The organism is Micromonospora sp. WMMD961 (genome assembly GCF_029626145.1).
Classification (GTDB): domain Bacteria; phylum Actinomycetota; class Actinomycetes; order Mycobacteriales; family Micromonosporaceae; genus Micromonospora.
The window spans coordinates 1,875,027-1,899,210 of sequence record NZ_JARUBJ010000002.1; the positions used below are offsets into that span (position 1 = coordinate 1,875,027).

A 24,184-nucleotide genomic window follows, 5' to 3' on the forward strand; every position below is an offset into this window, starting at 1 on the left:
AGCACGACAGCACATGACCGAGACCAAACTCGGCACCGAATCCCGCACCGCCGTGATCGACAACGGGTCCTTCGGCACCCGCGAGATCACCTTCTCCACCGGCCGGCTGGCCCGCCAGGCCGCCGGTTCCGTCATCGCCCAGCTGGGCGAGACGGTCGTCCTCTCCGCCACGACCGCCGGTAAGCACCCGAAGGAGCAGTTCGACTTCTTCCCGCTGACCGTCGACGTCGAGGAGCGGATGTACGCCGCGGGCCGCATCCCCGGCTCGTTCTTCCGCCGCGAGGGCCGGCCCAGCGAGGACGCGATCCTCACCTGCCGGCTGATCGACCGGCCGCTGCGCCCGTCCTTCGTCAAGGGCCTGCGCAACGAGGTCCAGGTCGTCGAGACCGTCCTCGCGCTCGACCCGCAGCACCCGTACGACGTCGTGGCGATCAACGCCGCCTCGATGTCGACCAAGCTCTCCGGCCTTCCGTTCTCCGGCCCGATCGGGGCGACCCGCGTCGCCCACATCGACGGCCAGTGGGTCGCCTTCCCGACCCTGGAGGAGCTGGCCCGGGCCACCTTCGACATGGTCGTGGCCGGTCGCACCCTGGAGGACGGCGACGTCGCGATCATGATGGTGGAGGCCGAGGCCACGCCGAACGCCGTCGCCCTGATCTCGGCCGGCGCCACCGCCCCGACCGAGGAGATCGTCGCCAGCGGCCTGGAGGCCGCCAAGCCGGCGATCCGTGAGCTGTGCCGCGCGCAGAGCGAGCTGGCCGAGGTCGCGGCCAAGCCGGTCACCGAGTTCCCGGTCTTCCTGGACTACCAGGACGACGCGTACGACGCCGTGGCCGAGTTGGCCCGCGCCGACGTGGCCGAGGCGATCACCATCGCCGGCAAGGCCGACCGCGAGGAGGCCCTGGACCGGGTCAAGAGCCGGGTCGCCGAGGAGCTGGGCGCTCGGTTCGAGGGTCGGGAGAAGGAACTCAGCGCCGCCTTCCGCTCGCTGACCAAGTCCGAGGTGCGCAACCGCGTGCTGCGCGAGCAGGTCCGCATGGACGGCCGTGGCCCGCGCGACATCCGGACGCTGACCGCCGAGGTCGGCGTGCTGCCCCGGGTGCACGGTTCGGCGCTGTTCGAGCGGGGCGAGACCCAGATCCTGGGTGTCACCACGCTGAACATGCTCCGCATGGAGCAGATGGTGGACACGCTGTCCCCGGAGAACCGCAAGCGCTACATGCACAACTACAACTTCCCGCCGTACTCGACCGGTGAGACCGGCCGGGTCGGCTCGCCGAAGCGGCGCGAGATCGGCCACGGTGCTCTCGCCGAGCGCGCGCTGATCCCGGTGCTGCCGTCGCGCGAGGAGTTCCCGTACGCCATCCGGCAGGTCTCCGAGGCGCTCGGCTCCAACGGCTCCACCTCGATGGGTTCGGTCTGCGCGTCGACGCTGGGCCTGCTCTCCGCGGGTGTCCCGCTGAAGGCGCCGGTCGCCGGCATCGCGATGGGTCTCATCTCCGACGAGGTGGACGGCAAGACCCAGTACGTGACGCTGACCGACATCCTCGGTGCCGAGGACGCGTTCGGTGACATGGACTTCAAGGTCGCCGGCACGCCGGAGTTCGTCACCGCGCTCCAGCTCGACACCAAGCTCAACGGCATCCCGTCGGACGTGCTGGCCGCCGCGCTGCAGCAGGCCAACGAGGCCCGGCAGGTCATCCTCGGTGTGATGAAGGCGGCGATCGAGGCTCCGGCCGAGATGTCGGACTACGCACCGCGGGTCACCACCGTCAAGATCCCGGTCGACAAGATCGGCATGGTGATCGGCCCGAAGGGTCAGACCATCAACGCGATCCAGGACGAGACCGGCGCCGAGATCTCCATCGAGGACGACGGCACGATCTACGTCGGTGCCACCAACGGCCCGTCGGCCCAGGCGGCCGTCGACCGGATCAACGGCATCGCCAACCCGACGCTGCCGAAGCAGGGCGAGCGGTTCCTCGGCACGGTGGTCAAGACCGCCGCGTTCGGTGCGTTCATCTCGCTGCTGCCGGGCCGCGACGGCCTGCTGCACATCTCCAAGGTGGGCGACGGCAAGCGGGTCGAGCGCGTCGAGGACTTCCTCAACGTCGGCGACCGGGTCGAGGTCGAGATCGCGGACATCGACGCCCGTGGCAAGATCTACCTGGACAAGGTCCGGCCGGAGGGCGCCGAGGCGCCGGCCGCCGGCGAGGCCGCCGGTGGCGACCGACCCGCTGGTCGGGACCGCGGCGACCGGGCTCCGCGTGACCGCGGTGACCGCGAGCGTGGCGGCGACCGGGGCGGGCGTGGCCCGGAGCGCGGCGAGGGCGGCAACAGCGGCGGCGAGGGTGGCGAGGGCGGCGAGCGTCCGCGCCGCCGGACCCGGCACAGCTGACCTTCAGCACCTGCGTCACCCACCCCTCGTCGAACCGGGAGCACCACGTGAGTCGGGCCTTCAGCGCGCCGTTTCCACCGGATCGACGGGGGGTGGCCTCGTCCTGGCGGGCCAGCCAGTCGAGTCAGCCTGGCGACACCGGGGCGGGCCGTTCCGGCGGCGCCGCCCGCGCGGTGACCCGGACGCTCAGCGACGACCCGCTGGGTGGCACGGTACGACGTACCGTGCTGCCCAGCGGCCTGCGCGTGCTCACCGAGGCGATCCCCGCGATGCGCAGCGTCTCGTTCGGCATCTGGGTGGCGGTCGGCTCACGCGACGAGACCGGCCCGCAGGCCGGCGCCGCGCACTTCCTCGAACACCTGCTGTTCAAGGGCACCCACAAGCGCACCGCGCTGGAGATCTCCTCGCAGATCGAGGCGGTGGGTGGTGAGACCAACGCCTTCACCACGAAGGAATACACCTGCTACTACGCCCGGGTGCTGGACGAGGACCTGCCGCTGGCGATCGACGTGATGTGCGACCTGGTCGCCGACTCGCTGTTGGAGCCGGCCGACGTCGAGACCGAGCGTGGCGTGATCCTCGAAGAGATCGCCATGCACGACGACGAACCCGGTGACGAGGTGCACGACCTCTTCGTCCAGGCGGTCTACGGTGACCACCCGCTGGGCCGGCTGATCTCGGGCACCGCGGAGACCGTCACGCCGATGACCCGGCGGCAGATCCAGAACTTCTACCGGGGCCGCTACACCGCGCCGCAGATCGTCGTCGCCGCCGCCGGCAACCTCGACCACGCCACAGTGGTCAAGCTGGTCCGCCAGGCCGTGCGCGGCACCCCGCTGGACAGCGACCCGGCCACCCCGGCGCCGCACCGCGCGGCGACCCCGGCGGTACGCACCAAGCCGTCGACCACCGTCGTGGAGCCGAAGGAGACCGAGCAGGCGCACGTCATCCTCGGCTGCCCCGGCATCGACCGTCTCGACGAGCGGCGCTTCGCCCTCGGGGTGCTCAACAACGTGCTCGGTGGCGGCATGTCCAGCCGCCTGTTCCAGGAGATCCGCGAGCAGCGCGGCCTGGCGTACTCGGTCTACTCCTACGCCAGCCAGTACGCCGACACCGGCCTGTTCGCCGTCTACGCCGGCTGCGCGCCGGGCAAGGTGGACGAGGTGCTGTCCCTGACCCGCGCCGAGTTGGCCCGGGTCGCCGCCGACGGGTTGACCGAGGCAGAGGTGGCCCGTGGCAAGGGGATGAGCAAGGGCTCGTTCGTGCTCGGCCTGGAGGACACCGGTTCCCGGATGAGCCGGCTGGCCAAGGGTGAGTTGCTCTACGGCGACCTGATGCCAGTGGACGAGTTGCTCCGTCGGGTCGACGGAGTGACCGTCGAGGACGTGAACGCTCTCGCCGCCGAGCTGCTCACCCGACCGATGTCGCTGGCCGTGGTCGGCCCCTTCGGCGAGGGCGACTTCTCGGTCTGAGGGCCGCCGCCCGGGACGCGGGCGGAGCCCGTTCGGCTGGGCATCCCGGCGGGTGGATCCACCTGGATCCGGCCCGGAGGGCACGTCCCGATTGGGATAGGTTGTGCCGCGTGACTGACGAGCAGGAGAAGACCCGGGTCGGCGTGTTCGGTGCCCGCGGACGCATGGGCATCGAGGTCTGCAAGGCGGTCGACGCCGCCGACGACCTCGAACTGGTGGCGTCGATCGACCAGGGCGACGACCGTTCCGCCGTCGCCGGCGCCGTCGCCGGCGCCGAGGTGGTCGTCGACTTCACCACGCCGGACGTTGTCATGGACAACCTGAAGTGGTGCATCGACCAGGGCATCAGCGCGGTTGTCGGTACGACGGGCTTCACCGAACAGCGGCTGGAGCAGGTGCGCGGCTGGCTCGCCGACCGGCCCGAGGTGGGTGTGGTGATCGCCCCGAACTTCGGCATCGGCGCGGTGCTGATGATGCAGTTCGCCGCGCGGGCCGCCCGACACTTCGAGTCCGTCGAGATCATCGAGCAGCACCACCCGCGCAAGTTGGACGCCCCGAGTGGCACCGCCACCCACACCGCCCGGCAGATCGCCCAGGCCCGCGCCGACGCCGGTCTCGGGCCGGTGCCGGACGCCACCAAGGACGAGGTGCCGGGTGCGCGCGGCGCCGACATCGACGGGGTACGCGTCCACGCGGTGCGCGCCACCGGTCTGGTCGCCCACCAGGAGGTGCTCTTCGGCGGCATCGGCGAGACGCTGACCATCCGGCACGACTCGTACGACCGGGTGTCGTTCATGCCGGGTGTGCTGCTGGCCGTCCGTGCGGTGCGCAACCGCCCCGGCCTCACCGTCGGCCTGGACGCCCTGCTCGACTGAACGGAGATCTGTCCGGGCCGGGTAGCATCCGCCGATGATCGATGATGGGCACCTGGACCGGCTCGGTCGGCGGGTCACACTCCGGCCGGTCGACGACGACAACTGGCGGGCGGTCGCCGATGTCGCCCCGCGCGACGACCAGCGCCGGTTCGTGGCCGCGCTGGGCGCACGTTACCTGCTGCTGAGTACCCGTTCCGCGGTGTGGAACTCCCTGGCCGTGTACGCCGACGAGACCGTCGTCGGGCACGTCATGTGGGGCGTGGACGACGACGGCTCGCACTGGATCGGCGGCATGCTGGTCGACGCCGCCGAGCAGAACCGCGGCGTGGGCGGGGCAACGGTGCGGACCTTGGCCGACTGGCTGTCCGCCCGGGAGGGCAACCCCCCGGTCCGTCTCTCCTACCACCCCGACAACACCCAGGCCGCCGCCCTCTACACCTCCCTGGGCTTTCACCCCACCGGCGAGGTGGACGACGAAGAGCTGATCACCGAGCTCCGCCGCTAACCACCGCGTGGCCCCACCCTTCGCGTCGATCATGGAGTTGTGGTGCCCATCATAAGGGGCATATGCGGAGTGAAGGCCCACCACAACTCCATGATCGACGGGGCGGGCGGGAGCGGGGTGCTGGCCGAGCGGGACACCGACCGGCCGCGACGGGGTGTTCCAGCGGTACTTCGTCCGCGATGCCAACGACGGCTCGGACAAGGGCTGACCCGGCCGGGTCACTCGCCGGGGCGGTCGTCGGCGAGTGGCTCGGTCGGCACCGCCACGTGCAGGCGCACCTGCGGCACCAGCATGTCGTCGACGTCCAGGGCGCGGGCCGCGCCGTCGAGCTCCCAGCCGGTGCTGGTGAGGAACTTCCGGGTCGCCTCGTCACCGTCGAACGCCCAGGCCACCGCCCGAGTCAGCCCGTCCTCCCGCCACAGGTCGACGGCGGCGGCGAGCAGCCGGCTGCCGTGCCCCCGCCGACCCCACCGCGGCTCGACCAGCAGGTCGGTCACGGCGGCCACGTCCGGGCCGAGCGCGTCGGCCGGCTCACCCGGGGCCAGGGCCTCGCCGTCGGCCGGGCCGGAGGCGGCGAACCCCACCAGATACGATTGCTCGGCCTGTTCGACGGCGACCAGCACCCGGTGCGCGCCGGAGGGCGGCTCCAGCACCGCTGCGCTCCATCGCCGGGCGAGGAACGCCTCGTCCAGGTTGTCGAGCACGTGCCGAGGCAGGATCCGGCGGTACGCGACCCGCCAGGTCGCGAGCTGGATGCGTGCGATCTCGCCGGCGTCCTCGGGACGCGCCGGGCGGACGTACCCGAGAGCCATGGGACGGAAGCCTACGCAGGGCGAGGGAGGCGACGGTGGCGCAGGGTGCCAATAGGACGACCGCGCAGGTAGTCGGGGTGGTGGCGCTCGCCGCGGCGGTCACCGCGTTCCTCGCCGTCGCGGCCGTACGACACGGCTTCTTCGACCTGAAGGTCTACTACGGCGCGCTGACGTGGTGGGTGCACGACGGCGGGGAGATCTACGACTACCTCAAGCCGGGCACCCAGTACGGCTTCACCTACCCGCCGTTCGCCGCCCTGGTCATGCTGCCGATGGCGTACCTGCCGTGGACGGCGGCGATCGTGGTGAGCGTGCTCGCGAGCGTGATCACCACCACCGTGCTGATCTGGTGGCTGGTCGACCCGATCGCCCGGCGCGCCGGCTGGACCCGGTGGTTCGCGCTCGCCGTGGCGCTCTGCCTGGCCGCCGCGTTCGAACCGATGCGCGAGACGGTGAACTTCGGCCAGGTCAACATGTTGCTGCTCTTCCTGGTGGCGGTGGACCTGCTGCGCCTGCTGCCGGCCGGCAACCGGTGGGCCGGGGTGGGCATCGGGCTCGCCACCGCGATCAAACTGACCCCGGGTGTCTTCATCGTCTACCTGCTGGTGACCGGTCGCTGGCGGGCGGCGCTGACCGCCTCCGGCACCGCCGCCGGGGTGTCGCTGCTGGCCGGTGCGCTCTTCCCGGACGCGTCCCGGGAGTTCTGGACCGAGGCGCTGTGGAACACCGGTCGGGTGGGCGAGCTGGCCTTCGTCTCCAACCAGTCGCTGCGCGGTGTGGTCGCCCGGCTCGACCCGCAGCACCCGAGCACGGTGCAGTGGCTGCTGCTGGTGCTCGGCACCCTGGCGCTCTGGGCCTGGCGGTCCCGGGCGGCCGTCGGGGTCGGTGACGAGGCGACCGGGCTGGCGCTGACCGGCGCGGTGATGTGCCTGGTCAGCCCGGTCACCTGGGTGCACCACCTGGTCTGGCTGCTGCCGGCGCTGATCCTGCTGGTCGACAACGCGATGGCCGCGCCGGCCGGCCGCCGACGGCGGATCCTGCTGGCCGCCGCGACCATCGGGTACGCGCTGCTGATCAGCCGGACCGTCTGGTTCTGGGAGAAGGACTTCACCGGGTTGGACGGCTTCGTGGGCAGCAACGCCTACGTGTGGATCAGTCTCGCGTTGCTGGCCTTCCTGCCGATCCGCCGCTGGCTGACCCCGGCCGGGTCAGCTGTCGAGACGTCCGGCGTACCGCAGCTCGACCAGCCCGACCGGCGGGCTCCCGCCGGCCAGCGGCACCTGGTAGGTCGAGCGCTCACCGTCCGGTGACAGACCGGCGCGCTCGCAGAACCGGCGGGCCCGCCGGTTGTCCGCCAGCACCCATGCCCGGTAGCCGGTCCAGCCCTGCTCGCCGAGCCCGGCCCGGGCGGCGGCCAGCAGGGCGGCGGCGGTCCCGTCACCCCAGCACTCCGGCTCCACGTAGATCGCCACCACCTCGCCGAGCGTCGGGTCCAGGTCGTCCCGGTCCTGGTTGCGGCGGTACGGCCCGAAGGTGGTGAAGCCGACGACCAGCCCGTCCACCTCACCGAGGAGGGTGGTGAACGGGTGCTCGGGGTCGGCGGTGCCGACGTCGCGACGGCGTTGCGCCCAAGCCGCCACGTTCAGCCGCCGGAGCACCTCGTCGGGCATGAAGCCGGCGTAGCCCGCCTGCCAGCCGCGTACGTGCACCCGGGCGACCGCCTCGGCGTCGTCCGGCTCCTCCCGACGGATGGTCAGCATTGCACCGTTCTATGCCCCGTTGGCCGTCGCGTCCAGCTTCCCGCACCGACGTCGTACCGATGAATTAAGGTCGCCGACGATGACCGCACCGGAATCACTCTCGCTCGCCCAGGCCCGCCGCGTGGCGCTGGCCGCCCAGGGCTTCGCCGACCCGCCGCCGACCGGCGTGCCCACCCGCAGGCACCTGCGCCGGGTGCTGGGCCGGGTCGGGTTGATCCAGATGGATTCGGTCAACGTGCTGCAGCGCGCGCACTACCTGCCGCTCTACAGCCGGCTCGGGCCCTACCCGACCACGCTGCTCGACCAGGCCGCCTACCGCCGCCCACGTGAGTTGTTCGAATACTGGGGCCACGAGGCGTCGCTGGTCCCGGTGGAGTTGCACCCGATGCTGCGCTGGCGGATGGCCCGGGCGCACGACGAGGCCTGGGGTGGCATGCGGCGGATCGCCCAGGAGCAGCCGGAGCTGGTCGCCTGGGTGCGGGACGAGGTGGCCGCCCGGGGCCCGTTGACGGCCGCCGAGATCGAACACGACGCGCCGCGGGAGACCGGCAACTGGGGGTGGAACTGGTCTGCGGTGAAGCGGGCGTTGGAGTTCCTCTTCTGGGCCGGCGAGGTGGCCGCCGCGGAGCGCAGCACCTCCTTCGCCCGCCGCTACGACCTGCCCGAGCGGGTGCTACCCGCGGGGGTGCTGGCCGCGCCCACCCCGACCGACGCCGAGGCGTACCGCACGCTGGTCGCCCTTGCGGCGCGGTCGCTCGGGGTGGCCGCCGAGCCGGAGCTGCGCGACTATTTCCGACTGCCGTTGGCCGGTGCCCGGCAGGCGGTCGCGGAGCTGGCCGAGGCCGGTGAGCTGGTGCCGGTCACCGTGGCGGGCTGGCGTCAGCCGGCCTGGCTGCACGCGTCCGCCCGCGTACCCCGCTGGATCCGGGGCAACACGCTGGTCAGCCCGTTCGACCCGCTGGTCTGGGAACGTGCCCGCACCGAGCGGCTGTTCGACTTCAGCTACCGGATCGAGATCTACGTCCCGGCGCCGCAGCGGGTCTACGGCTACTACGTGCTGCCGTTCCTGCAGGGCGACCGGTTCACCGCACGGGTCGACCTGAAGGCCGATCGCAAGGCGGGGGTGCTGCTGGTGCCGGCCGCCTGGGTCGAGCCCGGCGTCGACGCGGGGGAGACCGCCGTGGCGCTCGCCGCCGAGCTGTACCGGCTCGCCGGCTGGCTCGGCCTGGACGCGGTGGCCCCGCCCACGGCCGGCGACCTTGCCGCCCCGCTGAGCGCCGCGTTGACCGGCGTGTCCGGTGTACCGTGAGCGCGTGACGAGCCCTTCCGGACCGGTCCACGAGCCGCAGCCCGCCCCCGGAGCCGTGCACACGGTGCCGGCCGACCCGGCCGACCCGGCCGACGCGGGCCCGGTCGGTTGGCCGACGCCCCCGCCGGGTGGCTACCCGGCACCCGAGCCGGACCGGCTCACCCGGTTCGTGCTGCGGCTCTACCAGCGTTCGCCGCGTTGGGCAGTGCCGCTGGCCGCAGTTGGCTGCGTCGCCATCGGCATGAGCTACGCGCTGCTCAGCAACCCGACCCACGCCGCCCCGGACGCCGCACCCACCTGTCTGCTCAAGCTGACCACGGGTTTGGACTGCCCGGGCTGCGGCGGCACCCGCGCACTCTGGTACGTGCTGCACGCCGACCTGCCAGCCGCCGCCCGGCACCACTTCCTGTTCGTCTTCGCGCTGCCGTTCCTGGCGTACCTCTTCGTGGCCTGGGCGGGAAACCAGGCGTTCGGCTGGCGACTGCCTGAGCTGCGAATCAGCTCGAAGGCTATCGGCGGGTTCCTGGGCCTGTGGCTGGCCTTCTCGGTGCTGCGCAACCTGCCCTGGGCACCGTTCACCTCGCTGTACGTCTGACTCGCCCTACGTCTGACTTGCCCTACGTCTGATCTGCCGTCCGACCGACGCGGCGCTTCGCGGTTGCGGCGCTCGGCGGGCATGTGCTGTTCGCGCTCCCTTTGGAGCTGAATCGTCTACGACATCATGTGCCTGGCCCACCGACCGCTGGCGGCGGACCGCCCCCGGCGTCGGCCACACATTCTCGACTCGACAGGCAGGAAACCGGGCCATCGGGCCCAGGACACCCTGACGTGCAGGTACCCGAGTCGACCACCCTGCGTAGCCACGCGGTCGGTGCGCGGCGGCCGTCGCACATCGCCCCAGATGGTGCTCGACGCGGCCTCGCGGCCGGTACGGGCGGGCCCACCCACCGGGGCTGATGTCACAAACGATTCAGCTCCAAAGGACGCTGACGGAACTGTCCGCCCCGGCCTCGACGACGATGCGCGGACCCGGCGCACGCCCGGAGGTGTCGTCGGCTCCGCCACCGGCTGCGTGATCGACGTTGCAGGGGGCGTGCCTGAGTTGGGCCGGGAGGGGCTGCGCCACTACAGTCCCAGGAATGCCGGAGATGGTGCAGCCCCAGGTCAAGTTGATCGCGTGGACCCAGTTCGCGGCCCCGGACGATGTGCCGTGGTCGACCGACGCGGAGGGTGGTCAGGCGCTCGCCGAGTTCGCCGGACGGGCCTGCTACCAGTCCTGGAAGAAGCCGAACCCGGCGACCGCCACGAACGCCGGCTACCTGGCGCACATCCTGGAGGTCGGGCACCTGTCGGTGCTGGAGCACGGGTCGGTCACCTTCTACTTCACCGGGGTGTCCCGCTCGTTCACCCATGAGCTGATCCGGCACCGGCACTTCTCGTACTCCCAGCTCTCCCAGCGTTACGTCCCCGAGCGCGACGCGGCCATGGTCGAGCCGGCGGTCATCGCCGACGACCCGGAGCTGCACAAGAAGTTCACCGAGGCCGCCGAGGCGAGCGTGCGGGCGTACACCGAGTTGTTGGAGGGTCTGGAGCAGCGCTTCTCCGACGAGCCGAACCCGACCCTGCGCCGCAAGCAGGCCCGGCAGGCGGCTCGGGCGGTGCTGCCCAACGCCACCGAGACCCGGATCGTGGTGACCGGTAACTACCGGGCGTGGCGACACTTCGTCGCGATGCGGGCAACCGAGCACGCCGACGTGGAGATCCGTGAGCTGGCTGTGGAGTGTCTGCGCCAGTTGCAGGGTGTCGCCCCCAACGTGTTCGCCGACTTCGTGATCTCCAGGCTGCCCGACGGCACCGAGGTGGCGGCCAGCCCGCACGAGGCGTCCTGAGCCCTTCCCCGGCGGGCCCCGGCTGGTCGTCCGCTAGGTTGGAGGGTATGACGCACGACCACCTCGACGCCGCCGCCCGACCGGTGTCCCGCCCCTTCGGCCGGCTGCTCACAGCCATGGTGAGCCCGTTCACCTCCGACGGCTCCCTCGACCTCGACGGTGCCGCCCAGCTGGCGAGCCATCTGGTCGACGAGCAGGGCAACGACGCGCTGGTGGTCAACGGCACCACCGGCGAGTCGCCGACCACCACCGACGCCGAGAAGGAACACCTGATCCGGGCCGTGGTGGAGGCCGTCGGTGACCGTGCCAAGGTGGTCGCCGGGGTCGGCACCAACGACACCCGACACACCATCGAGTTGGCCGCCAGCGCCGAGAAGGCGGGCGCGCACGGCCTGCTCGTAGTCACCCCCTACTACAACAAGCCGCCGCAGAGCGGGTTGCTGCGGCACTTCACCGCGGTGGCCGACGCCACCGGCCTGCCGGTGATGCTGTACGACATCCCGCACCGTTCCGGTGTGCCGATCGAGACCGAGACGCTGGTCCGGCTCGCCGAGCACGGCCGGATCGTCGCGGTCAAGGACGCCAAGGGCGACCTGACCGCGACCAGCTGGGTGACCAGCCGGAGCGCCCTCGCCTTCTACAGCGGCGAGGACGCCCTCACCCTGCCGGCGCTGGCCGTCGGTTCGGTGGGCCTGGTCGGCACCTCCACGCACTTCACCGGGGCGCTGGCCGCACAACTGATCGATGCGTACGACGCGGGGGACATGGCGACCGCGCTGGCGCTGCACCGGCGGCTGCTGCCGCTGTTCACCGGCATCTTCCGCACCCAGGGCACGATCCTGGTGAAGGCGGGCCTGGCAGCGCAGGGCCTGCCGGCCGGCCCGGTGCGACCCCCGCTGGTGGACGCCACCGACGACGAGATCGCCCAGCTGCGCGCGGACTTCGCGGCAGCGGGCCTGGAGCTGCCCGAATGACCAAACGACACGATGGACGCCGAGTGACGGCGTCGCAGATTGAGGTGGACGCGTGACCGAGGCGCACATCGAGGCGGAGCTACCCCCGCCGCTGCCGGAGGGCGGCCTGCGGATCATCCCGCTCGGCGGGCTCGGCGCCATCGGTCGGAACATGACCGTCTTCGAGTACGACGGCAAGTTGCTGATCGTCGACTGCGGGGTCCTGTTCCCTGACGTCGAGCAGCCGGGTGTGGACCTGATCCTGCCCGACTTCGGTCCGATCCTGGACCGGCTGGCCGACGTCCAGGCGATCGTGCTGACGCACGGCCACGAGGACCACATCGGCGCGGTGCCCTACCTGCTCGCCCACAAGCCCGACATCCCCCTGGTCGGGTCCCAGTTCACCCTCGCCCTGGTCGAGGCGAAGTTGGCCGAGCGGCGCATCCAGCCGTACACCCTGACCGTGCGCGAGGGTGGCCGTGAGCGGCTCGGCCCGTTCGAGTGCGAGTTCTTCGCTGTCAACCACTCGATCCCGGACGCCCTCGCGGTGGCCATCCGTACGCCCGCCGGCCTGGTGCTGCACACCGGCGACTTCAAGATGGACCAGCTTCCGCTGGACGGCCGGATCACCGACCTGGCCGGCTTCGCCCGGCTCGGCGCCGAAGGTGTGGACCTGCTGCTGTCCGACTCCACCAACGCGGAGATCCCCGGCTTCGTCACCCCGGAGCGGGAGATCGGGCCGGTGCTCGACTCGATCTTCGCGAAGGCAAAGGGCCGGATCATCGTGGCCTCGTTCGCCTCGCACGTGCACCGGGTGCAGCAGGTCTTCGACTCCGCCGCCGAACACGGCCGCAAGGTCGCGCTGATCGGCCGGTCCATGGTCCGCAACATGGGCATCGCCCGGGACCTCGGTCTGCTCAACATCCCGGCCGGCCTGGTCATCGGGATCGAGGAGGCGACCACGCTGCCGCCGGACCAGATCGTGCTGATGTCCACCGGTTCGCAGGGTGAGCCGATGAGCGCGCTGGGCCGGATGGCCAGTGGCGACCACCGACACATCACCATCGCCCCGGGTGACACCGTCGTGCTGGCGTCCTCGCTGGTGCCCGGCAACGAGACCTCGGTCTACCGGGTGATCAACCGGCTCGCCCGGGCCGGAGCGGTGGTCGTGCACAAGGACGTGGCGAAGGTGCACGTCTCCGGGCACGCCCCGGCCGGGGAACTGCTCTACCTGCTCAACGTGGTCCGGCCCAGCAACCTGATGCCCGTCCACGGTGAGTGGCGTCACCTGCGGGCCCACGCCCGGCTCGGCATCGAGTCCGGGGTCGCCGCCGACCGGGTGGTGATCTGCGAGGACGGCGACGTGGTGGACCTCGTCGAGGGCCGGGCCAGCCTGGTCGGGCACGTGAAGAGCCGCTACGTCTACGTCGACGGCCTCGCCGTCGGCGACGTCAGCGAGTCGTTGCTCACCGAACGGCGGATCCTCGGTGACGGCGGCTTCATCGCCACCACAGTGGTGGTCGACTCCGTCACCGGCAAGGTGGTCGCCGGTCCGACGCTGTCCGCGAAGGGCTTCTCCGAGGACCCGGAGGCGTTCAACCCGGTGATCCCGCTGGTCACCGAGGCGCTCAACCGGGCCGCGGCGGACGGCATCACCGACCCGCACCAGCTTCAGCAGATCGTCCGGCGGACGGTGGGCCGGTGGGTCAACGACGCGTACCGTCGTCGCCCGATGATCGTGCCGACAGTGGTCGAGGTCTGAGCAACTCCCGCTGACGCCGGTCCACCTCGTTCAGGTGGGCCGGCGTCGCCGTGTCCGGGGGTCAGGGCAGCGCCGCGACCGCCTCGGCATAGGCGACGCCGGTGGCGATGGCGGCCTCCACCAGCACCGTGAGCTGCGCCGGGGCGACCCCGTGAGTCAGGTCGGTGGCCACGTCGCCGGCGAGCACCAACTCCTCACCGAGGTCGTGCGCGTACGCCTTGGGTAGCAGCCGGTCGTGGTTCCAGGCGTTGCAGAAGGCGTACGCCTCGGCGCGGCGGGTCGCCGGCAGCCGGCGGGCGGCCATGGATCGGGCGTGCAGCACCTCGCCGCGTTCGCCGGCCCGCCGGAACTGGATCACCACGGAACCCCACCGGCCGACCACCGTGTCGCCCTCCTGCACCAGGTACTGGTCGCCGCGCCCGTCCAGCACCGCAGTGATCATGTCGAGGGTCAGCGCCATCAGCTCGCCCGACCGGGTCTCCTCGTCGGCCCCGTCGGCGTCGGGCTCGTCGTACCCGCCCAGTTCGTCGTCGGCGGGCAGCGGGACCGGTGCCGCGAGCGGCCGTTCGGCGAGCCAGGCGGCCATCCGGCCGGAGTGGTGGCCGGTGCCGTTGCGGGCGTCGAAGCTGCCGGCCAGTTCGCTGGACACCCCGACCAGCAGGGCGCCGAGTGTGGACACGTCCGGTTCGGTGGCGGGTCGGTCGCCGTACGCCGGGCGTGGCAGGGTCCGTCGGCCCAGGCCGGCCTCCTCGGCCAGCGCGCAGAGCAGTGCGCCGGCGGCGGCGAACTCCATCGCGGCGAGGTCGTCGGTGGGTCGGTCCAACCGGGGCAGCTGTTCGGTCAGGATGGTCAGCCCGCGTTCCAGGTGCCCGCCGAGCGCACAGAACCGCAGGTGCGCGGCGAGATGTGGGAACGCCGCACGTTCGCGTCGGTGCCGGCGGTAGGCCCGGACGTGGGCCGCCGCGGCCCACTCCGGCTCACCCCCGCGCAGGGCGGGTAGCAGACCGGCGACCAGGTCCCGTTCGGGTTGGTCGGTGCAGGCCGTCCGGTCACCGTCGGAATCCCGTAGCTCGTCGAGCGCCGCCCGCCACTCACCCCAACCGGTCAGCAGCTCCGCACGTCGGGCCGAGGCGCAGCCCGGACATCCCCCGGCCGGGCCGGGCCGCCTGCCGGACCACCGCTCGTACCAGTGGCGGGCGGTGGGCTCGTCGCCCAGGTGGTCGGCGATCCGGCAGTGCAGTTCCGCGACGGTTGGCGTGTCCGGACCGTCCAGGCCGACCCGGTGGGCGAGGTCGTGCAGCAGGGACCGGGTCTGGTCCAGCCCGACCCGGGGGGTGCCGAGCAACGCCTCCACCGCGTACCGCTGGTAGCGCAACAACAGCCCGGTCTCGACGTCGGTGAGCAACTCGGGCCGGTGGTCGGCGGCGGCCCGGCAGCGTCGGACCGGCTCGACCAGGCGCCACCGCTCCCCGTCGAGCAGGTACGCCTCGATCAGCGCGAACCGTGCGTCCACCCCGGAGCGGACGTCCCCGGCAGCGTCGGCGCGTTCGGCGAGCCGTTCCAGGGCCACCTGTCGGGCCGGACCGTCGGGCAGGTCCCGGGCGTCGGCGAGCGCCGCCTGCATCGCTGGTGTTCGACGCGGCGCGACGCGGTCACCAGCGCCGGTGGGTGGCATGCCGGTGCGGCTGCCGGTGAACTCGTCCCGGCCGGTCACGACGGCACCGCACCGGGCAGTCGGCGGACCGCCACCGCGAGCTGGCAGCCGGTGGTGATGCCACAGTCGAGCAGGTGGTCGAGCTGGTGCGGAGTCACCCCACGTTCCAGGTCGGTGATCACCTCGCCGTAGACGCGGGCCCGACCGTCGTCGTCGACGTGCGTGAACGCCTTGGGCCAGAGCCGGTCGTGGTTCCACGAGTTGCAGAAGGCGTACAGCGCGGGCACCTGCTCGATTCCGAAGGTGGTGGTGACCATGGTGCGGACCTGGAGAAGCTCCCCGGCGTCGCCGAGGCGGAGGAACCAGATCAGGTTGTCGTCGAAACGGCCCATCAACTCGCCGTCCACGCTCAGGCCGACCGACCGGCCGCGGGCGGCGAGCACCGCGGCGACCAGTTCGCCGCTCAGTGGACGCAGCGCACCCGGGTGCCCGGCCAGCGGATCGTCGGGATCGTTCGCGATTTCCGGCGACGCCATGGGGCATCCCTTCTGAGGCGGATATCACGACCGGCGGTGGGGTTCGTGTTGCGACGCGCGGACACGACCCCGAAAAGCGGGGATCTGTGCGGCCCCACCGTTACCGTGACTCTATGGCGGGCCGTACCTCTCAGGCGAGCCGGCGGCGCGGCGCGTCGCCGCGCGGTGGCACCAACAGTCGTGCCCGTCAACCGGCGAAGAAGACTCGGGGGCCGGTCCGACGTCGGACCACGCCGGCCCGGCCCGGCCCGGCCGTCTACGTGGGCCGCGCGGTCGGTGCACTGTGGATGGGTCTGGCGCACGGAATGGGTTGGGCGGTGCGGGCCGCCGGTCGGCAGGCCGCCTCGGCCCGTGACCTCGACCCGGAGCACCGCCGGGACGGCGCCGGGCTGCTGTTGTTCGGGCTGGCCCTGCTCTCGGCCGTGGCCCTCTGGTTGTCCGGCGCGGGCCCGGTGGGCGCGCGCCTGGCCGACACGGTGCGGCTGTTCCTGGGTGCGATCTCGGTGGTCGTGCCGGTGCTGCTGATGATCGGGGCGTGGCGGCTGATGCGTCAGCCGGCCGACCCGGAGCACCGGGGTCGCGGCCTGATCGGCTGGGGCTCGCTGCTGGTGTCGACAGCCGCGCTGCTCCAGATCGGCCAGGACCCGGTGACCACCGTGCAGCGTGACTACGCCGGTGGCCTGGTCGGCGCCGGCGTGGGCGGGTTGCTGGAACGGGCGGTCACCGCCTGGGTGGCCGTACCCCTGCTGGTCCTGCTGTTGCTCTTCGGCCTGCTCGTGGTCACCGCGACGCCGATCAACAAGATTCCCGAGCGGCTGGGTCTGCTCGCCGGCGGGCTGGTCGCCCCTCCGGAGGCCGCGGAGGAGGCCGACGAGCCGGCGGCGCGGCCCGCGCGCAAGCGGCCGGCGAAGCGGACGCCCGCGCCACTCGACCCGGACGACTTCGAGGACCTGGACGGCGCGGACCTCCAGGAGACGATGGTGTTGCCGCGCAAGCCGCCGGCGAAGGTGCCGGCGAGCCGCAAGCCGCCGGTCGAGCCGCCGGAGCACTCACCCGCCCCGACCCGGGCCGAGCAACTCGCGTTGACCGGCCTGGCCGGTGACTACACCCTCCCGCCGGCCAACATGCTCAGCACCGGGGCTGCCGCGAAGACCCGGAGCAAGGCCAACGACGAGGTGATCGCCGCGCTTACCGGCGTGTTCGACCAGTTCGACGTGGACGCCGCCGTCACCGGCTTCACCCGCGGCCCGACCGTGACCCGCTACGAGGTGGAGTTGGGCCACGGCGTCAAGGTCGAACGCATCACCCAGCTGTCCCGCAACATCGCGTACGCGGTGAAGTCGCCGGACGTGCGCATCCTCAGCCCGATCCCGGGCAAGAGCGCGGTCGGCGTGGAGATCCCGAACACCGACCCGGAGAACGTCGCCCTCGGTGACGTGCTGCGCTCGCGGGCGGCGACCAGCGACCACCACCCGATGGTGGTGGCGCTCGGCAAGGACATCGAGGGCGGCTACGTGGTGGCCAACCTCGCGAAGATGCCGCACATCCTCATCGCCGGCGCCACCGGGGCGGGCAAGTCGAGCTGCCTGAACACCCTGCTGGTGTCGATCCTCACCCGGGCCAGCCCGGACGAGGTGCGGCTGCTGCTGATCGACCCGAAGCGGGTCGAGATGACCGGCTACGAGGGCATCCCACACCTGGTCACCCCGATCGTCACCAACGCCAAGAAGGCGGCCGACTCGCTGGACTGGGTGGTCCGCGAGATGGACATGCGCTACGACGACCTCGCCGCCAACGGGGTCCGGCACATCGACGACTTCAACCGCAAGGTCCGCAACGGCGAGATCAAGGCCCCGCCGGGCAGCGAACGGGAGATGCGCCCGTACCCGTACCTGCTGGTGATCGTGGACGAGCTGGCCGACCTGATGATGGTCGCGCCCCGCGACGTGGAGGACTCGGTCGTCCGGATCACCCAACTGGCCCGAGCCGCCGGCATCCACCTGGTGCTGGCCACCCAGCGCCCCTCGGTCGACGTGGTGACCGGTCTGATCAAGGCGAACGTGCCGTCCCGGCTGGCGTTCGCCACCTCCTCGCTCGCGGACTCCCGGGTCATCCTCGACCAGCCGGGCGCGGAGAAGCTGCTCGGCCGGGGTGACGGGCTCTTCCTGCCGATGGGGGCCTCCAAGCCGGTGCGCATCCAGGGCGCCTGGGTCACCGAGCGCGAGATCGCCGACGTGGTGAAGTTCTGCAAGGACCAGCGCGAGCCGGAGTTCCGCAAGGACGTGCTGGCCCCGGCGCAGGAGAGCAAGAAGAAGATCGACGAGGACATCGGCGACGACCTCGACCTGCTGGTGCAGGCGGTGGAGTTGGTGGTCACCTCGCAGTTCGGCTCGACGTCGATGCTGCAGCGCAAGCTGCGGGTCGGTTTCGCGAAGGCGGGCCGTCTGATGGACCTGATGGAGACCCGTGGCGTGGTCGGGCCGTCCGAGGGGTCGAAGGCACGCGACGTGCTGGTCAAGCCGGACGAGTTGGACGAGGTCCTGGTCGGCCTGCGCGGCGACGTGGACTGACCGTCGGTCGACCCCGGACAGGGGACTGACCTTCGGTCGACCCCGGACACGCGACGGGCCCGCCGGTATCCGGCGGGCCCGTGTCGGAGCGTGGTCAGTTGTTGATCAGGGCACCGATGATCACCAGGCTGATGATCGCGGCGACGACGCTGGCCGCGGCGGCGTACCAGCCCAGCGGCTTGTCACCGAGCACCGCGCCGACGACGCCGGCGATGACGCCGAGCACGCCGAAGATGATCGGGTTGAGCAGCAGGGCGAGGACTGCGAAGACGAAGCCCACGATGGTGAGGATGCGGGCGGCGTTGCTGCGCGGGCGGGCGGTGCTGGACATATCGGCCATGTCGTCCTCCGGATGAGAGCCTGTGGTGACGAATCGATCACTACCCACTGTGGGGACCTGTCATACCTGCTTCCTCAGTGGAAGACCTTCAGGCCGACCACGCCCGCGATCACGAGCAGCAGGCAGAGGATCCGGGGCAGGCTCGCCGACTCGCCGAGCGCCAGCATCCCGATCAGGGCGGTGCCGACCGCGCCGATGCCGACCCAGACCGCGTAGCCGGTGCCGACCGGGATCTCCCGGAGCGCGTACGCCAGCCCGGCCATGCTCAGGAGCAGTGTCGCCACGAAGATCACGGACGGGACCAACCGGCTGAAGCCGGCGCTGCGGTCCAGGGCGATCGCCCAGGCCGTCTCCAGCAGTCCCGAGATCACGAGTACGAGCCAGGCCATCGTTCACCTCACGGTAGGCGCCCGGGGCTGCCGCGCCGGGACGAGTCGAGTCTGCATCTCACGCGGGGCGTCTTGGCCTGACCGGGTACGCCCACCACTCGTCCGGAGCGGCCGCGAGCATCCGGGGCCACCGCTGCCGACGCTAGCACCGGCGTCCGGGGGTGGGCGGTGACAACCACCACCACCCGTTGACCTGCACCTGACTTCAACTTGCAGGATGGCGACCATGACCCTGCTCTACGCCGACCCCGAGGTCGCCGCCGTGCTGGACGCCGCCACCACGGTCGACGCGATGCGCGCCGCCGTCCTGGCCGCGTACGAGGGACGCCTGATCACCCCGCCCCGGGTCGCCGCCCCGCTCGACGGCGGGCGGATGGTGCTCACCGCCGGGCACCTGGTCGGCGAGTGGTACGGCTTCCGCTCGTACGACACCTTCGGCCACCCGGAGGGCGAGCAGTTGGTGGTGCTGCACGATGCCCGTACCGGGGCGCTCCGGGCGGTCGCGGTCGGCGAGGAGTTGGGTTCCCGTCGCACCGGGGGGTTGGGGGGTCTCGCGGTCGACGCGCTGGCCCGACCGGACGCGGAGAGCCTCGGGGTGATCGGCTCCGGCCGGCAGGCCTGGACGCAGGTGTGGGCCGCCGCCGCGGTCCGCCCGTTGCGGGAGGTGGTCGTGCACAGCCGCGCCGTCGCCCGACGAGATGCCTTCGCCGCCCGGGTCCGCGCCGAGCTGGGTGTGCCGGCCCGCGCGGTGACCAGCCCGGAGTCGGCCGTGTCCGGGCGGGACGTGGTGGTGCTCGCGACCACCAGCCCGACCCCGGTGCTCCGCGCCGCCGACCTCAGCCCCGGCACGCACGTCAACGCGGTCGGCTTCAAGCAGCTCGACCGCAGCGAGTTCGGCACCGACCTGCTGGACGCCGCCGATCTGCTGGTCACCGACTCGCCGACCCAGGCGGCGGACTACCAGCCGCCGATGCTCGCGGCCACACCCCCGTACGCCGGGCGGTTGGGTGACCTGGGCGGCATCCTGGCCGGCGCGGCCCCCGGCCGGACCGCCGCGGACCAGGTCTCCGTCTTCTGCTCCACCGGTCTGGCCGGGACCGAGGTCTTCCTGCTCGACGCGCTGACCCGGGTGGGTGCCGCAGCGCGCTGACCGGCTCGCCGCGACCGCTGGCGGCGCACCGGCCCCGACCCCGCGACCCGGCACACCGGGGCGAACCGAAGGTCCCTGCACGTCCCCGGCCGCCCGCGTGCGCGGGCTACCCCGGCTGGCCCGGTACCCTCGGATGGTGTCTGCCACCGCTCCTTCTCCTTCCGACAACGCCGAGGGCCGCCGCGTCGCCCTGCTGACCCTCGGCTGTGCCCGCAACGAGGTCGACTCGGAGGAGCTGGCCGCCCGGCTGCACGCCGACGGCTGGCAGGTGAGCACCGACGGCGAGGGCGCCGACGTGGTGGTCGTCAACACCTGCGGCTTCGTGGAGAAGGCCAAGCAGGATTCCATCCAGACCCTGCTCGCCGCCGCCGGGACCGGTGCCAAGGTGGTCGCGGCCGGCTGCATGGCCGAGCGGTACGGCCGGGAGCTCGCCGACAGCCTGCCCGAGGCCCAGGCGGTGTTGAGCTTCGACGACTACCCGGACATCGCCGCCCGGCTGAACGCGGTCGTCGCCGGCGAGCAGGTCACCGCGCACACCCCTCGGGACCGGCGTGAGCTGCTGCCGTTGACCCCGGTTAAGCGGCGTGACAGCGCGGTGTCGCTGCCCGGGCACGGCACCGTGACCCGCGCCACCGTCGACACCGACGAGCACACCCCTGCGCACCTGCGGCAGGTGCTGCGCCGCCGCCTGGACACCGGCCCGGTGGCCTCGCTGAAGCTCGCCAGCGGCTGCGACCGGCGCTGCGCCTTCTGTGCGATCCCCGCCTTCCGTGGCGCGTTCGTCTCGCGTACGCCGGACGAGCTGCTCGCCGAGGCGGAGTGGCTGGCCAAGACCGGCGTTCGGGAGCTGGTGCTGGTCAGCGAGAACTCCACCTCGTACGGCAAGGACCTGGGCGACCCCCGCGCGCTGGAGAAGCTGCTGCCGCAGCTCGCCGCGGTGACCGGCATCGTCCGGGTGCGGGCGAGCTACCTCCAGCCGGCCGAGACCCGGCCTGGGCTGGTCGAGGCGATCGCCAACACCCCGGGTGTGGCCGCGTACTTCGACCTGTCGTTCCAGCACTCCAGCGAGCCGGTGCTGCGCCGGATGCGCCGTTTCGGGTCCACCGACCGGTTCCTGGAGCTGCTGGCGGGTGCCCGTGCGCTTGCTCCGGACGCGGGCGCCCGGAGCAACTTCATCGTCGGGTTCCCCGGCGAGACCCGCGCCGACGTCGACGAGCTGGTCCGGTTCCTGACCGAGGCCCGGCTCGACGCGATCGGCATGTTCGACTACAGCGACGAGGACGGCACCGAGGCCGCCGGGCTGCCCGGCAAGGTCTCCGCCGCGACGATCAAGCGGCGGTACGACCGGCTCAGCGCGCTCGCCGACGAGCTGTGCTCGCAGCGGGCCGAGGACCGGCTCGGCTCGACCGTCGAGGTGCTCGTCGACTCGATCGCGGACGGCGTGGTGGAGGGCCGGGCGGCGCACCAGGCGCCGGAGGCCGACGGTTCGACCACGCTGGTCGCTCCGGCCGAGGGTGGGGTCGACCTGGCCGCGTTGCGCCCGGGTGACCTGGTACGCGCAACGGTGACCGGCACCGAAGGGGTGGACCTGCTCGCCGTCCCGGATGAGATGATCTCGGCGGCGCCCGGCGCGGCACGGTGACGGCGGGTCCGAGCGGAGCGGGGGAGCCACGTGGTGCGGTGCCGGGAACGCCGCGGCAGTCCGAGCGGAGCCCGGCGGTGACCGGGGCGACGGAGTCGACGCCGGGCCGGGCGGTGGCGGCGGTGGTGCCCGTCCTCAACGCGGCCAACGCGCTGACCGCCCTGCGGCTGGTGCTGGTGCCGGTCTTCGCCGCCTCGGTGATCGTGTCCGGGATGACCCACGCCGGTTGGCGGATGGCGGCCTGCCTGATCTTCGCGGTGGCCTCGGCGACGGACCTGGTGGACGGCTGGATCGCCCGCCGCTTCGGGCTGGTCACCTCGGTCGGCAAGGTGGCCGACCCGATCGCCGACAAGGCACTCACCGGCGCGGCCCTGGTGCTGCTCTCCTGGTACGACCAACTGCCCTGGTGGGTCACCGCGCTGATCCTGGTCCGCGAACTGGGCATCACCGGGCTGCGGTTCTGGGTGATCCGGCACGGCGTGATCGCCGCCAGCCGGGGCGGCAAGCTCAAGACCGCGCTCCAGATCCTCGCCATCGCCTGGTACCTCTGGCCGATGCCGGCCGCCCTCGCCGCCGTCGGCCCGTGGATCATGGCCGCCGCCGTCCTGGTGACGGTCGCCACCGGCTTCGACTACATAGCCCAAGCCCTCCGCCTCCGCCGCCCCCGCTGAACCCCCACCCCACCCCGCCCGCGTCGATCATGAGGTTGTCGCCATCCGGGTCGCGGCGTGTCGCGACGGCAACCTCATGATCGACGCGATCGGGCCGGCAGGGTTGGGGACCGGTCGGTGGGGAAGGATTGGTGCGTGGGAACGGACGAGTCGACGCAGCGGGAAGTGGGTTTCGGACGTCCGGCGGTCGGTGTCTCGGACGACGCGGCGGCGGGCAGCGCGGCGGCAGCGGTGGTGCACCGGCTGGCGCAACGACGCGAGACCCTGGCCACCGTCGAGTCGCTCACCGGCGGCCTGCTGGCCGCCTCGATCGTGGACGTCGCCGGGGTGAGTGCGATCTACCGGGGCGGCCTCGTGGTCTACGCCACCGACCTGAAGGACACCCTGGCCGGCGTGCCCGCCGGCCTGCTGTCCGAGCGGGGGCCGGTGGACCCCGACGTGGCGGCGGCGCTGGCCGAGGGTGGCCGCGAGCGCTGCGGCGCGGACTGGGGGGTCGCCACCACCGGCGTCGCCGGCCCGGAACCGCAGGACGGCAAACCCGTCGGCCTGGTCTACGTCGCGGTCGCCGGGGCGAACGGCGCCGAGGTTCGCCAGCTCGACCTTGACGGCGGGCGGGAGCACGTCCGCGCGACAGCGGTGATCGAGGCGCTACGGCTGCTCGCCGAGCGGATCTACGACGCCGACGCACGGGAAACCGCCCCCGGCGCCCCGACCGGCAACCCCGACACCCCAGAAGTTGTTCCCCCGCCGGACACCTCCGGCGCTCCGGACGGGACCACCCGGGGCAGGGCCGGGACGGCCGGTGCCGCCCACCGGTGAGCCCCGCGCCGACGAACCGACGGGCGGGGCGGGATGTCGCCCGGGCTCGCAACGGGTACGGTTGCGGGAAGGCTCCGACGTTCGGGGTCGGCGCGGCCCCGCCGCGACCGGCTGCCGGCGGCGAGCGCGAGGTATCCCTCAGGGGGAGGTGCGATGATCCTGCTACGCCGGGTGATCGGTGACGCACTGCGAGCGCGCCGTCAGGGGCAGCAGCGCACGCTGCGTGAGGTCTCCACCGCCGCCAACGTGAGCCTCGGCTACCTCTCCGAGATCGAGCGGGGGCACAAGGAGCCGTCCAGCGAGCTGCTCGCCGCGATCTGCGACGCCCTCGGTGCCCGCCTGTCCGAGCTGCTGCGTGAGGTGAGCGACACCGTGGCGCTCGCCGAGCAGATGCCCGGCGTGCTCGTCTCGATGCAGGAGGAGCAGGCCGACGCCGCAGCGGTGCCCAAGAGCACCAGCCGGGGCGTTCGCCAGGTCACCTCCGATGGCAAGGTCGCCGTGTCGGTCCGTCAGGATTCGCCGCTCAAGGCCACCTTGCGCAGCGCGCGTGTGCGCCCCACCGAGCGCGACCGCGACGTGGTCTGCGCCGCCTGAGCCACGTCCTCCCGTTGGGCGTGGGCGGGCTGGCCCCGGCCGCGTAGGGTGGCCGGCAGGAGCTGCCGGTGTTGTCGACCCCCG

At 72.4% G+C, this 24,184-nt stretch carries 21 protein-coding genes, 1 pseudogene and 1 riboswitch; of the genes and pseudogenes, 16 read left to right on the forward strand and 6 right to left on the reverse strand.

Annotation, left to right across the window (positions count from 1 at the left end; genetic code table 11):
* Positions 1 to 13: 13 nt before the first annotated feature.
* The 4 genes from O7614_RS08955 (at position 14) to O7614_RS08970 (ending at position 5,250) form a co-directional block, all read left to right on the forward strand.
* Entirely contained in the window at positions 14 to 2,398 is a 2,385-nt protein-coding gene (locus O7614_RS08955) for a polyribonucleotide nucleotidyltransferase (protein WP_278137995.1), read from the forward strand.
* 47 nt (positions 2,399 to 2,445) lie between these two features.
* Positions 2,446 to 3,870, forward strand: a complete 1,425-nt coding sequence (locus O7614_RS08960; RefSeq protein WP_278137996.1) for a pitrilysin family protein — start codon at positions 2,446 to 2,448, stop codon at positions 3,868 to 3,870.
* A gap of 110 nt (positions 3,871 to 3,980) precedes the next feature.
* Positions 3,981 to 4,745 carry a 4-hydroxy-tetrahydrodipicolinate reductase gene (gene dapB / locus O7614_RS08965; protein WP_278137997.1) on the forward strand — a complete coding sequence of 255 codons (765 nt, stop codon included), beginning with the start codon at positions 3,981 to 3,983 and terminating at the stop codon, positions 4,743 to 4,745.
* A gap of 34 nt (positions 4,746 to 4,779) precedes the next feature.
* Positions 4,780 to 5,250, forward strand: coding sequence for a GNAT family N-acetyltransferase (locus O7614_RS08970; RefSeq protein WP_278137998.1), 471 nt, complete (start codon positions 4,780 to 4,782; stop codon positions 5,248 to 5,250).
* A 218-nt stretch (positions 5,251 to 5,468) separates the two neighbouring features.
* Here O7614_RS08970 and O7614_RS08975 read toward each other — a convergent pair whose 3' ends face one another.
* Complete coding sequence (locus tag O7614_RS08975; protein WP_278137999.1) at positions 5,469 to 6,062, reverse strand: GNAT family N-acetyltransferase; 594 nt, start codon at positions 6,060 to 6,062, stop codon at positions 5,469 to 5,471.
* 35 nt (positions 6,063 to 6,097) lie between these two features.
* Between O7614_RS08975 and O7614_RS08980 the strand changes: the two genes are divergently transcribed.
* Positions 6,098 to 7,372, forward strand: a complete 1,275-nt coding sequence (locus O7614_RS08980) for a glycosyltransferase family 87 protein (RefSeq protein ID WP_278138000.1) — start codon at positions 6,098 to 6,100, stop codon at positions 7,370 to 7,372.
* On the opposite strand, the gene O7614_RS08985 is transcribed toward O7614_RS08980, so the two are convergent.
* Complete coding sequence (locus O7614_RS08985; protein WP_278138001.1) at positions 7,271 to 7,822, reverse strand: GNAT family N-acetyltransferase; 552 nt, start codon at positions 7,820 to 7,822, stop codon at positions 7,271 to 7,273. The two genes, O7614_RS08980 and O7614_RS08985, sit on opposite strands and share 102 nt — an antisense overlap.
* A 79-nt stretch (positions 7,823 to 7,901) precedes the next feature.
* On the opposite strand from O7614_RS08985, the gene O7614_RS08990 reads away from it, so the two are divergent.
* The 5 genes from O7614_RS08990 to O7614_RS09010 all read left to right on the forward strand — a co-directional run bounded on the left by O7614_RS08990 (position 7,902) and on the right by O7614_RS09010 (position 13,735).
* Positions 7,902 to 9,131, forward strand: coding sequence for a crosslink repair DNA glycosylase YcaQ family protein (locus O7614_RS08990; RefSeq protein ID WP_278138002.1), 1,230 nt, complete (start codon positions 7,902 to 7,904; stop codon positions 9,129 to 9,131).
* A 4-nt stretch (positions 9,132 to 9,135) separates the two neighbouring features.
* Positions 9,136 to 9,726 carry a DUF2752 domain-containing protein gene (locus O7614_RS08995; RefSeq protein WP_278138003.1) on the forward strand — a complete coding sequence of 197 codons (591 nt, stop codon included), beginning with the start codon at positions 9,136 to 9,138 and terminating at the stop codon, positions 9,724 to 9,726.
* A 553-nt stretch (positions 9,727 to 10,279) separates the two neighbouring features.
* Entirely contained in the window at positions 10,280 to 11,020 is a 741-nt protein-coding gene (gene thyX / locus O7614_RS09000; protein WP_278142195.1) for an FAD-dependent thymidylate synthase, read from the forward strand.
* Between the two features lie 47 nt (positions 11,021 to 11,067).
* The gene (dapA, locus tag O7614_RS09005) at positions 11,068 to 11,994 is read left to right on the forward strand and encodes a 4-hydroxy-tetrahydrodipicolinate synthase (protein WP_278138004.1); all 927 of its coding nucleotides are present in this window, start codon (positions 11,068 to 11,070) and stop codon (positions 11,992 to 11,994) included.
* 52 nt (positions 11,995 to 12,046) lie between these two features.
* Positions 12,047 to 13,735, forward strand: a complete 1,689-nt coding sequence (locus tag O7614_RS09010; RefSeq protein ID WP_278138005.1) for a ribonuclease J — start codon at positions 12,047 to 12,049, stop codon at positions 13,733 to 13,735.
* A gap of 61 nt (positions 13,736 to 13,796) precedes the next feature.
* Here the strand turns inward: O7614_RS09010 and O7614_RS09015 are convergent, their stop codons facing one another.
* Both O7614_RS09015 and O7614_RS09020 read right to left on the reverse strand, forming a co-directional pair.
* Positions 13,797 to 15,359, reverse strand: coding sequence for a YbjN domain-containing protein (locus tag O7614_RS09015; RefSeq protein ID WP_278142196.1), 1,563 nt, complete (start codon positions 15,357 to 15,359; stop codon positions 13,797 to 13,799).
* Positions 15,360 to 15,445: 86 nt separating this feature from the next.
* Entirely contained in the window at positions 15,446 to 15,925 is a 480-nt protein-coding gene (locus O7614_RS09020; RefSeq protein ID WP_278138006.1) for a YbjN domain-containing protein, read from the reverse strand.
* A gap of 113 nt (positions 15,926 to 16,038) precedes the next feature.
* On the opposite strand from O7614_RS09020, the gene O7614_RS09025 reads away from it, so the two are divergent.
* Positions 16,039 to 18,495, forward strand: a complete 2,457-nt coding sequence (locus O7614_RS09025; protein ID WP_278138007.1) for a DNA translocase FtsK — start codon at positions 16,039 to 16,041, stop codon at positions 18,493 to 18,495.
* Positions 18,496 to 18,589: 94 nt separating this feature from the next.
* On the opposite strand, the gene O7614_RS09030 is transcribed toward O7614_RS09025, so the two are convergent.
* The gene (locus O7614_RS09030) at positions 18,590 to 18,835 is read right to left on the reverse strand and encodes a hypothetical protein (RefSeq protein WP_278138008.1); all 246 of its coding nucleotides are present in this window, start codon (positions 18,833 to 18,835) and stop codon (positions 18,590 to 18,592) included.
* A 74-nt stretch (positions 18,836 to 18,909) separates the two neighbouring features.
* Entirely contained in the window at positions 18,910 to 19,224 is a 315-nt protein-coding gene (locus O7614_RS09035; protein WP_278138009.1) for an SMR family transporter, read from the reverse strand.
* A 61-nt stretch (positions 19,225 to 19,285) separates the two neighbouring features.
* Positions 19,286 to 19,358, reverse strand: a riboswitch (guanidine-III (ykkC-III) riboswitch).
* A gap of 92 nt (positions 19,359 to 19,450) precedes the next feature.
* On the opposite strand from O7614_RS09035, the gene O7614_RS09040 reads away from it, so the two are divergent.
* The 5 genes and pseudogenes from O7614_RS09040 (at position 19,451) to O7614_RS09060 (ending at position 24,100) form a co-directional block, all read left to right on the forward strand.
* Positions 19,451 to 20,374, forward strand: a complete 924-nt coding sequence (locus tag O7614_RS09040; RefSeq protein ID WP_278142197.1) for an ornithine cyclodeaminase family protein — start codon at positions 19,451 to 19,453, stop codon at positions 20,372 to 20,374.
* A 133-nt stretch (positions 20,375 to 20,507) separates the two neighbouring features.
* Positions 20,508 to 22,016, forward strand: coding sequence for a 30S ribosomal protein S12 methylthiotransferase RimO (rimO, locus tag O7614_RS09045; protein ID WP_278138010.1), 1,509 nt, complete (start codon positions 20,508 to 20,510; stop codon positions 22,014 to 22,016).
* 77 nt (positions 22,017 to 22,093) lie between these two features.
* Positions 22,094 to 22,687: a CDP-diacylglycerol--glycerol-3-phosphate 3-phosphatidyltransferase gene (gene pgsA / locus O7614_RS09050; protein WP_278138011.1), complete on the forward strand. Its 594-nt coding sequence runs from the start codon at positions 22,094 to 22,096 to the stop codon at positions 22,685 to 22,687.
* A gap of 231 nt (positions 22,688 to 22,918) precedes the next feature.
* Positions 22,919 to 23,359, forward strand: a pseudogene (locus O7614_RS09055) (CinA family protein); the annotation flags it as partial.
* Positions 23,360 to 23,659: 300 nt separating this feature from the next.
* Positions 23,660 to 24,100 (forward strand): helix-turn-helix transcriptional regulator, encoded by a 441-nt coding sequence (locus tag O7614_RS09060; RefSeq protein ID WP_278138012.1) that lies wholly within the window; start codon positions 23,660 to 23,662, stop codon positions 24,098 to 24,100.
* Positions 24,101 to 24,184: the final 84 nt, after the last annotated feature.

Excerpts from the sequence above, each read along its gene's own strand:
- dapA (WP_278138004.1), top strand. The coding sequence starts at position 11,068 with ATGACGCACGACCACCTCGACGCCGCCGCCCGACCGGTGTCCCGCCCC.
- O7614_RS09030 (WP_278138008.1), bottom strand. The coding sequence starts at position 18,835 with ATGGCCGATATGTCCAGCACCGCCCGCCCGCGCAGCAACGCCGCCCGC.
- O7614_RS09035 (WP_278138009.1), bottom strand. The coding sequence starts at position 19,224 with ATGGCCTGGCTCGTACTCGTGATCTCGGGACTGCTGGAGACGGCCTGG.
- O7614_RS08955 (WP_278137995.1), top strand. The coding sequence starts at position 14 with ATGACCGAGACCAAACTCGGCACCGAATCCCGCACCGCCGTGATCGAC.
- O7614_RS08990 (WP_278138002.1), top strand. The coding sequence starts at position 7,902 with ATGACCGCACCGGAATCACTCTCGCTCGCCCAGGCCCGCCGCGTGGCG.
- O7614_RS08970 (WP_278137998.1), top strand. The coding sequence starts at position 4,780 with ATGATCGATGATGGGCACCTGGACCGGCTCGGTCGGCGGGTCACACTC.
- O7614_RS09020 (WP_278138006.1), bottom strand. The coding sequence starts at position 15,925 with ATGGCGTCGCCGGAAATCGCGAACGATCCCGACGATCCGCTGGCCGGG.
- O7614_RS09015 (WP_278142196.1), bottom strand. The coding sequence starts at position 15,359 with ATGCAGGCGGCGCTCGCCGACGCCCGGGACCTGCCCGACGGTCCGGCC.
- O7614_RS09040 (WP_278142197.1), top strand. The coding sequence starts at position 19,451 with ATGACCCTGCTCTACGCCGACCCCGAGGTCGCCGCCGTGCTGGACGCC.
- O7614_RS09060 (WP_278138012.1), top strand. The coding sequence starts at position 23,660 with ATGATCCTGCTACGCCGGGTGATCGGTGACGCACTGCGAGCGCGCCGT.
- rimO (WP_278138010.1), top strand. The coding sequence starts at position 20,508 with ATGGTGTCTGCCACCGCTCCTTCTCCTTCCGACAACGCCGAGGGCCGC.
- O7614_RS09025 (WP_278138007.1), top strand. The coding sequence starts at position 16,039 with ATGGCGGGCCGTACCTCTCAGGCGAGCCGGCGGCGCGGCGCGTCGCCG.
- O7614_RS08975 (WP_278137999.1), bottom strand. The coding sequence starts at position 6,062 with ATGGCTCTCGGGTACGTCCGCCCGGCGCGTCCCGAGGACGCCGGCGAG.
- thyX (WP_278142195.1), top strand. The coding sequence starts at position 10,280 with ATGGTGCAGCCCCAGGTCAAGTTGATCGCGTGGACCCAGTTCGCGGCC.
- O7614_RS08985 (WP_278138001.1), bottom strand. The coding sequence starts at position 7,822 with ATGCTGACCATCCGTCGGGAGGAGCCGGACGACGCCGAGGCGGTCGCC.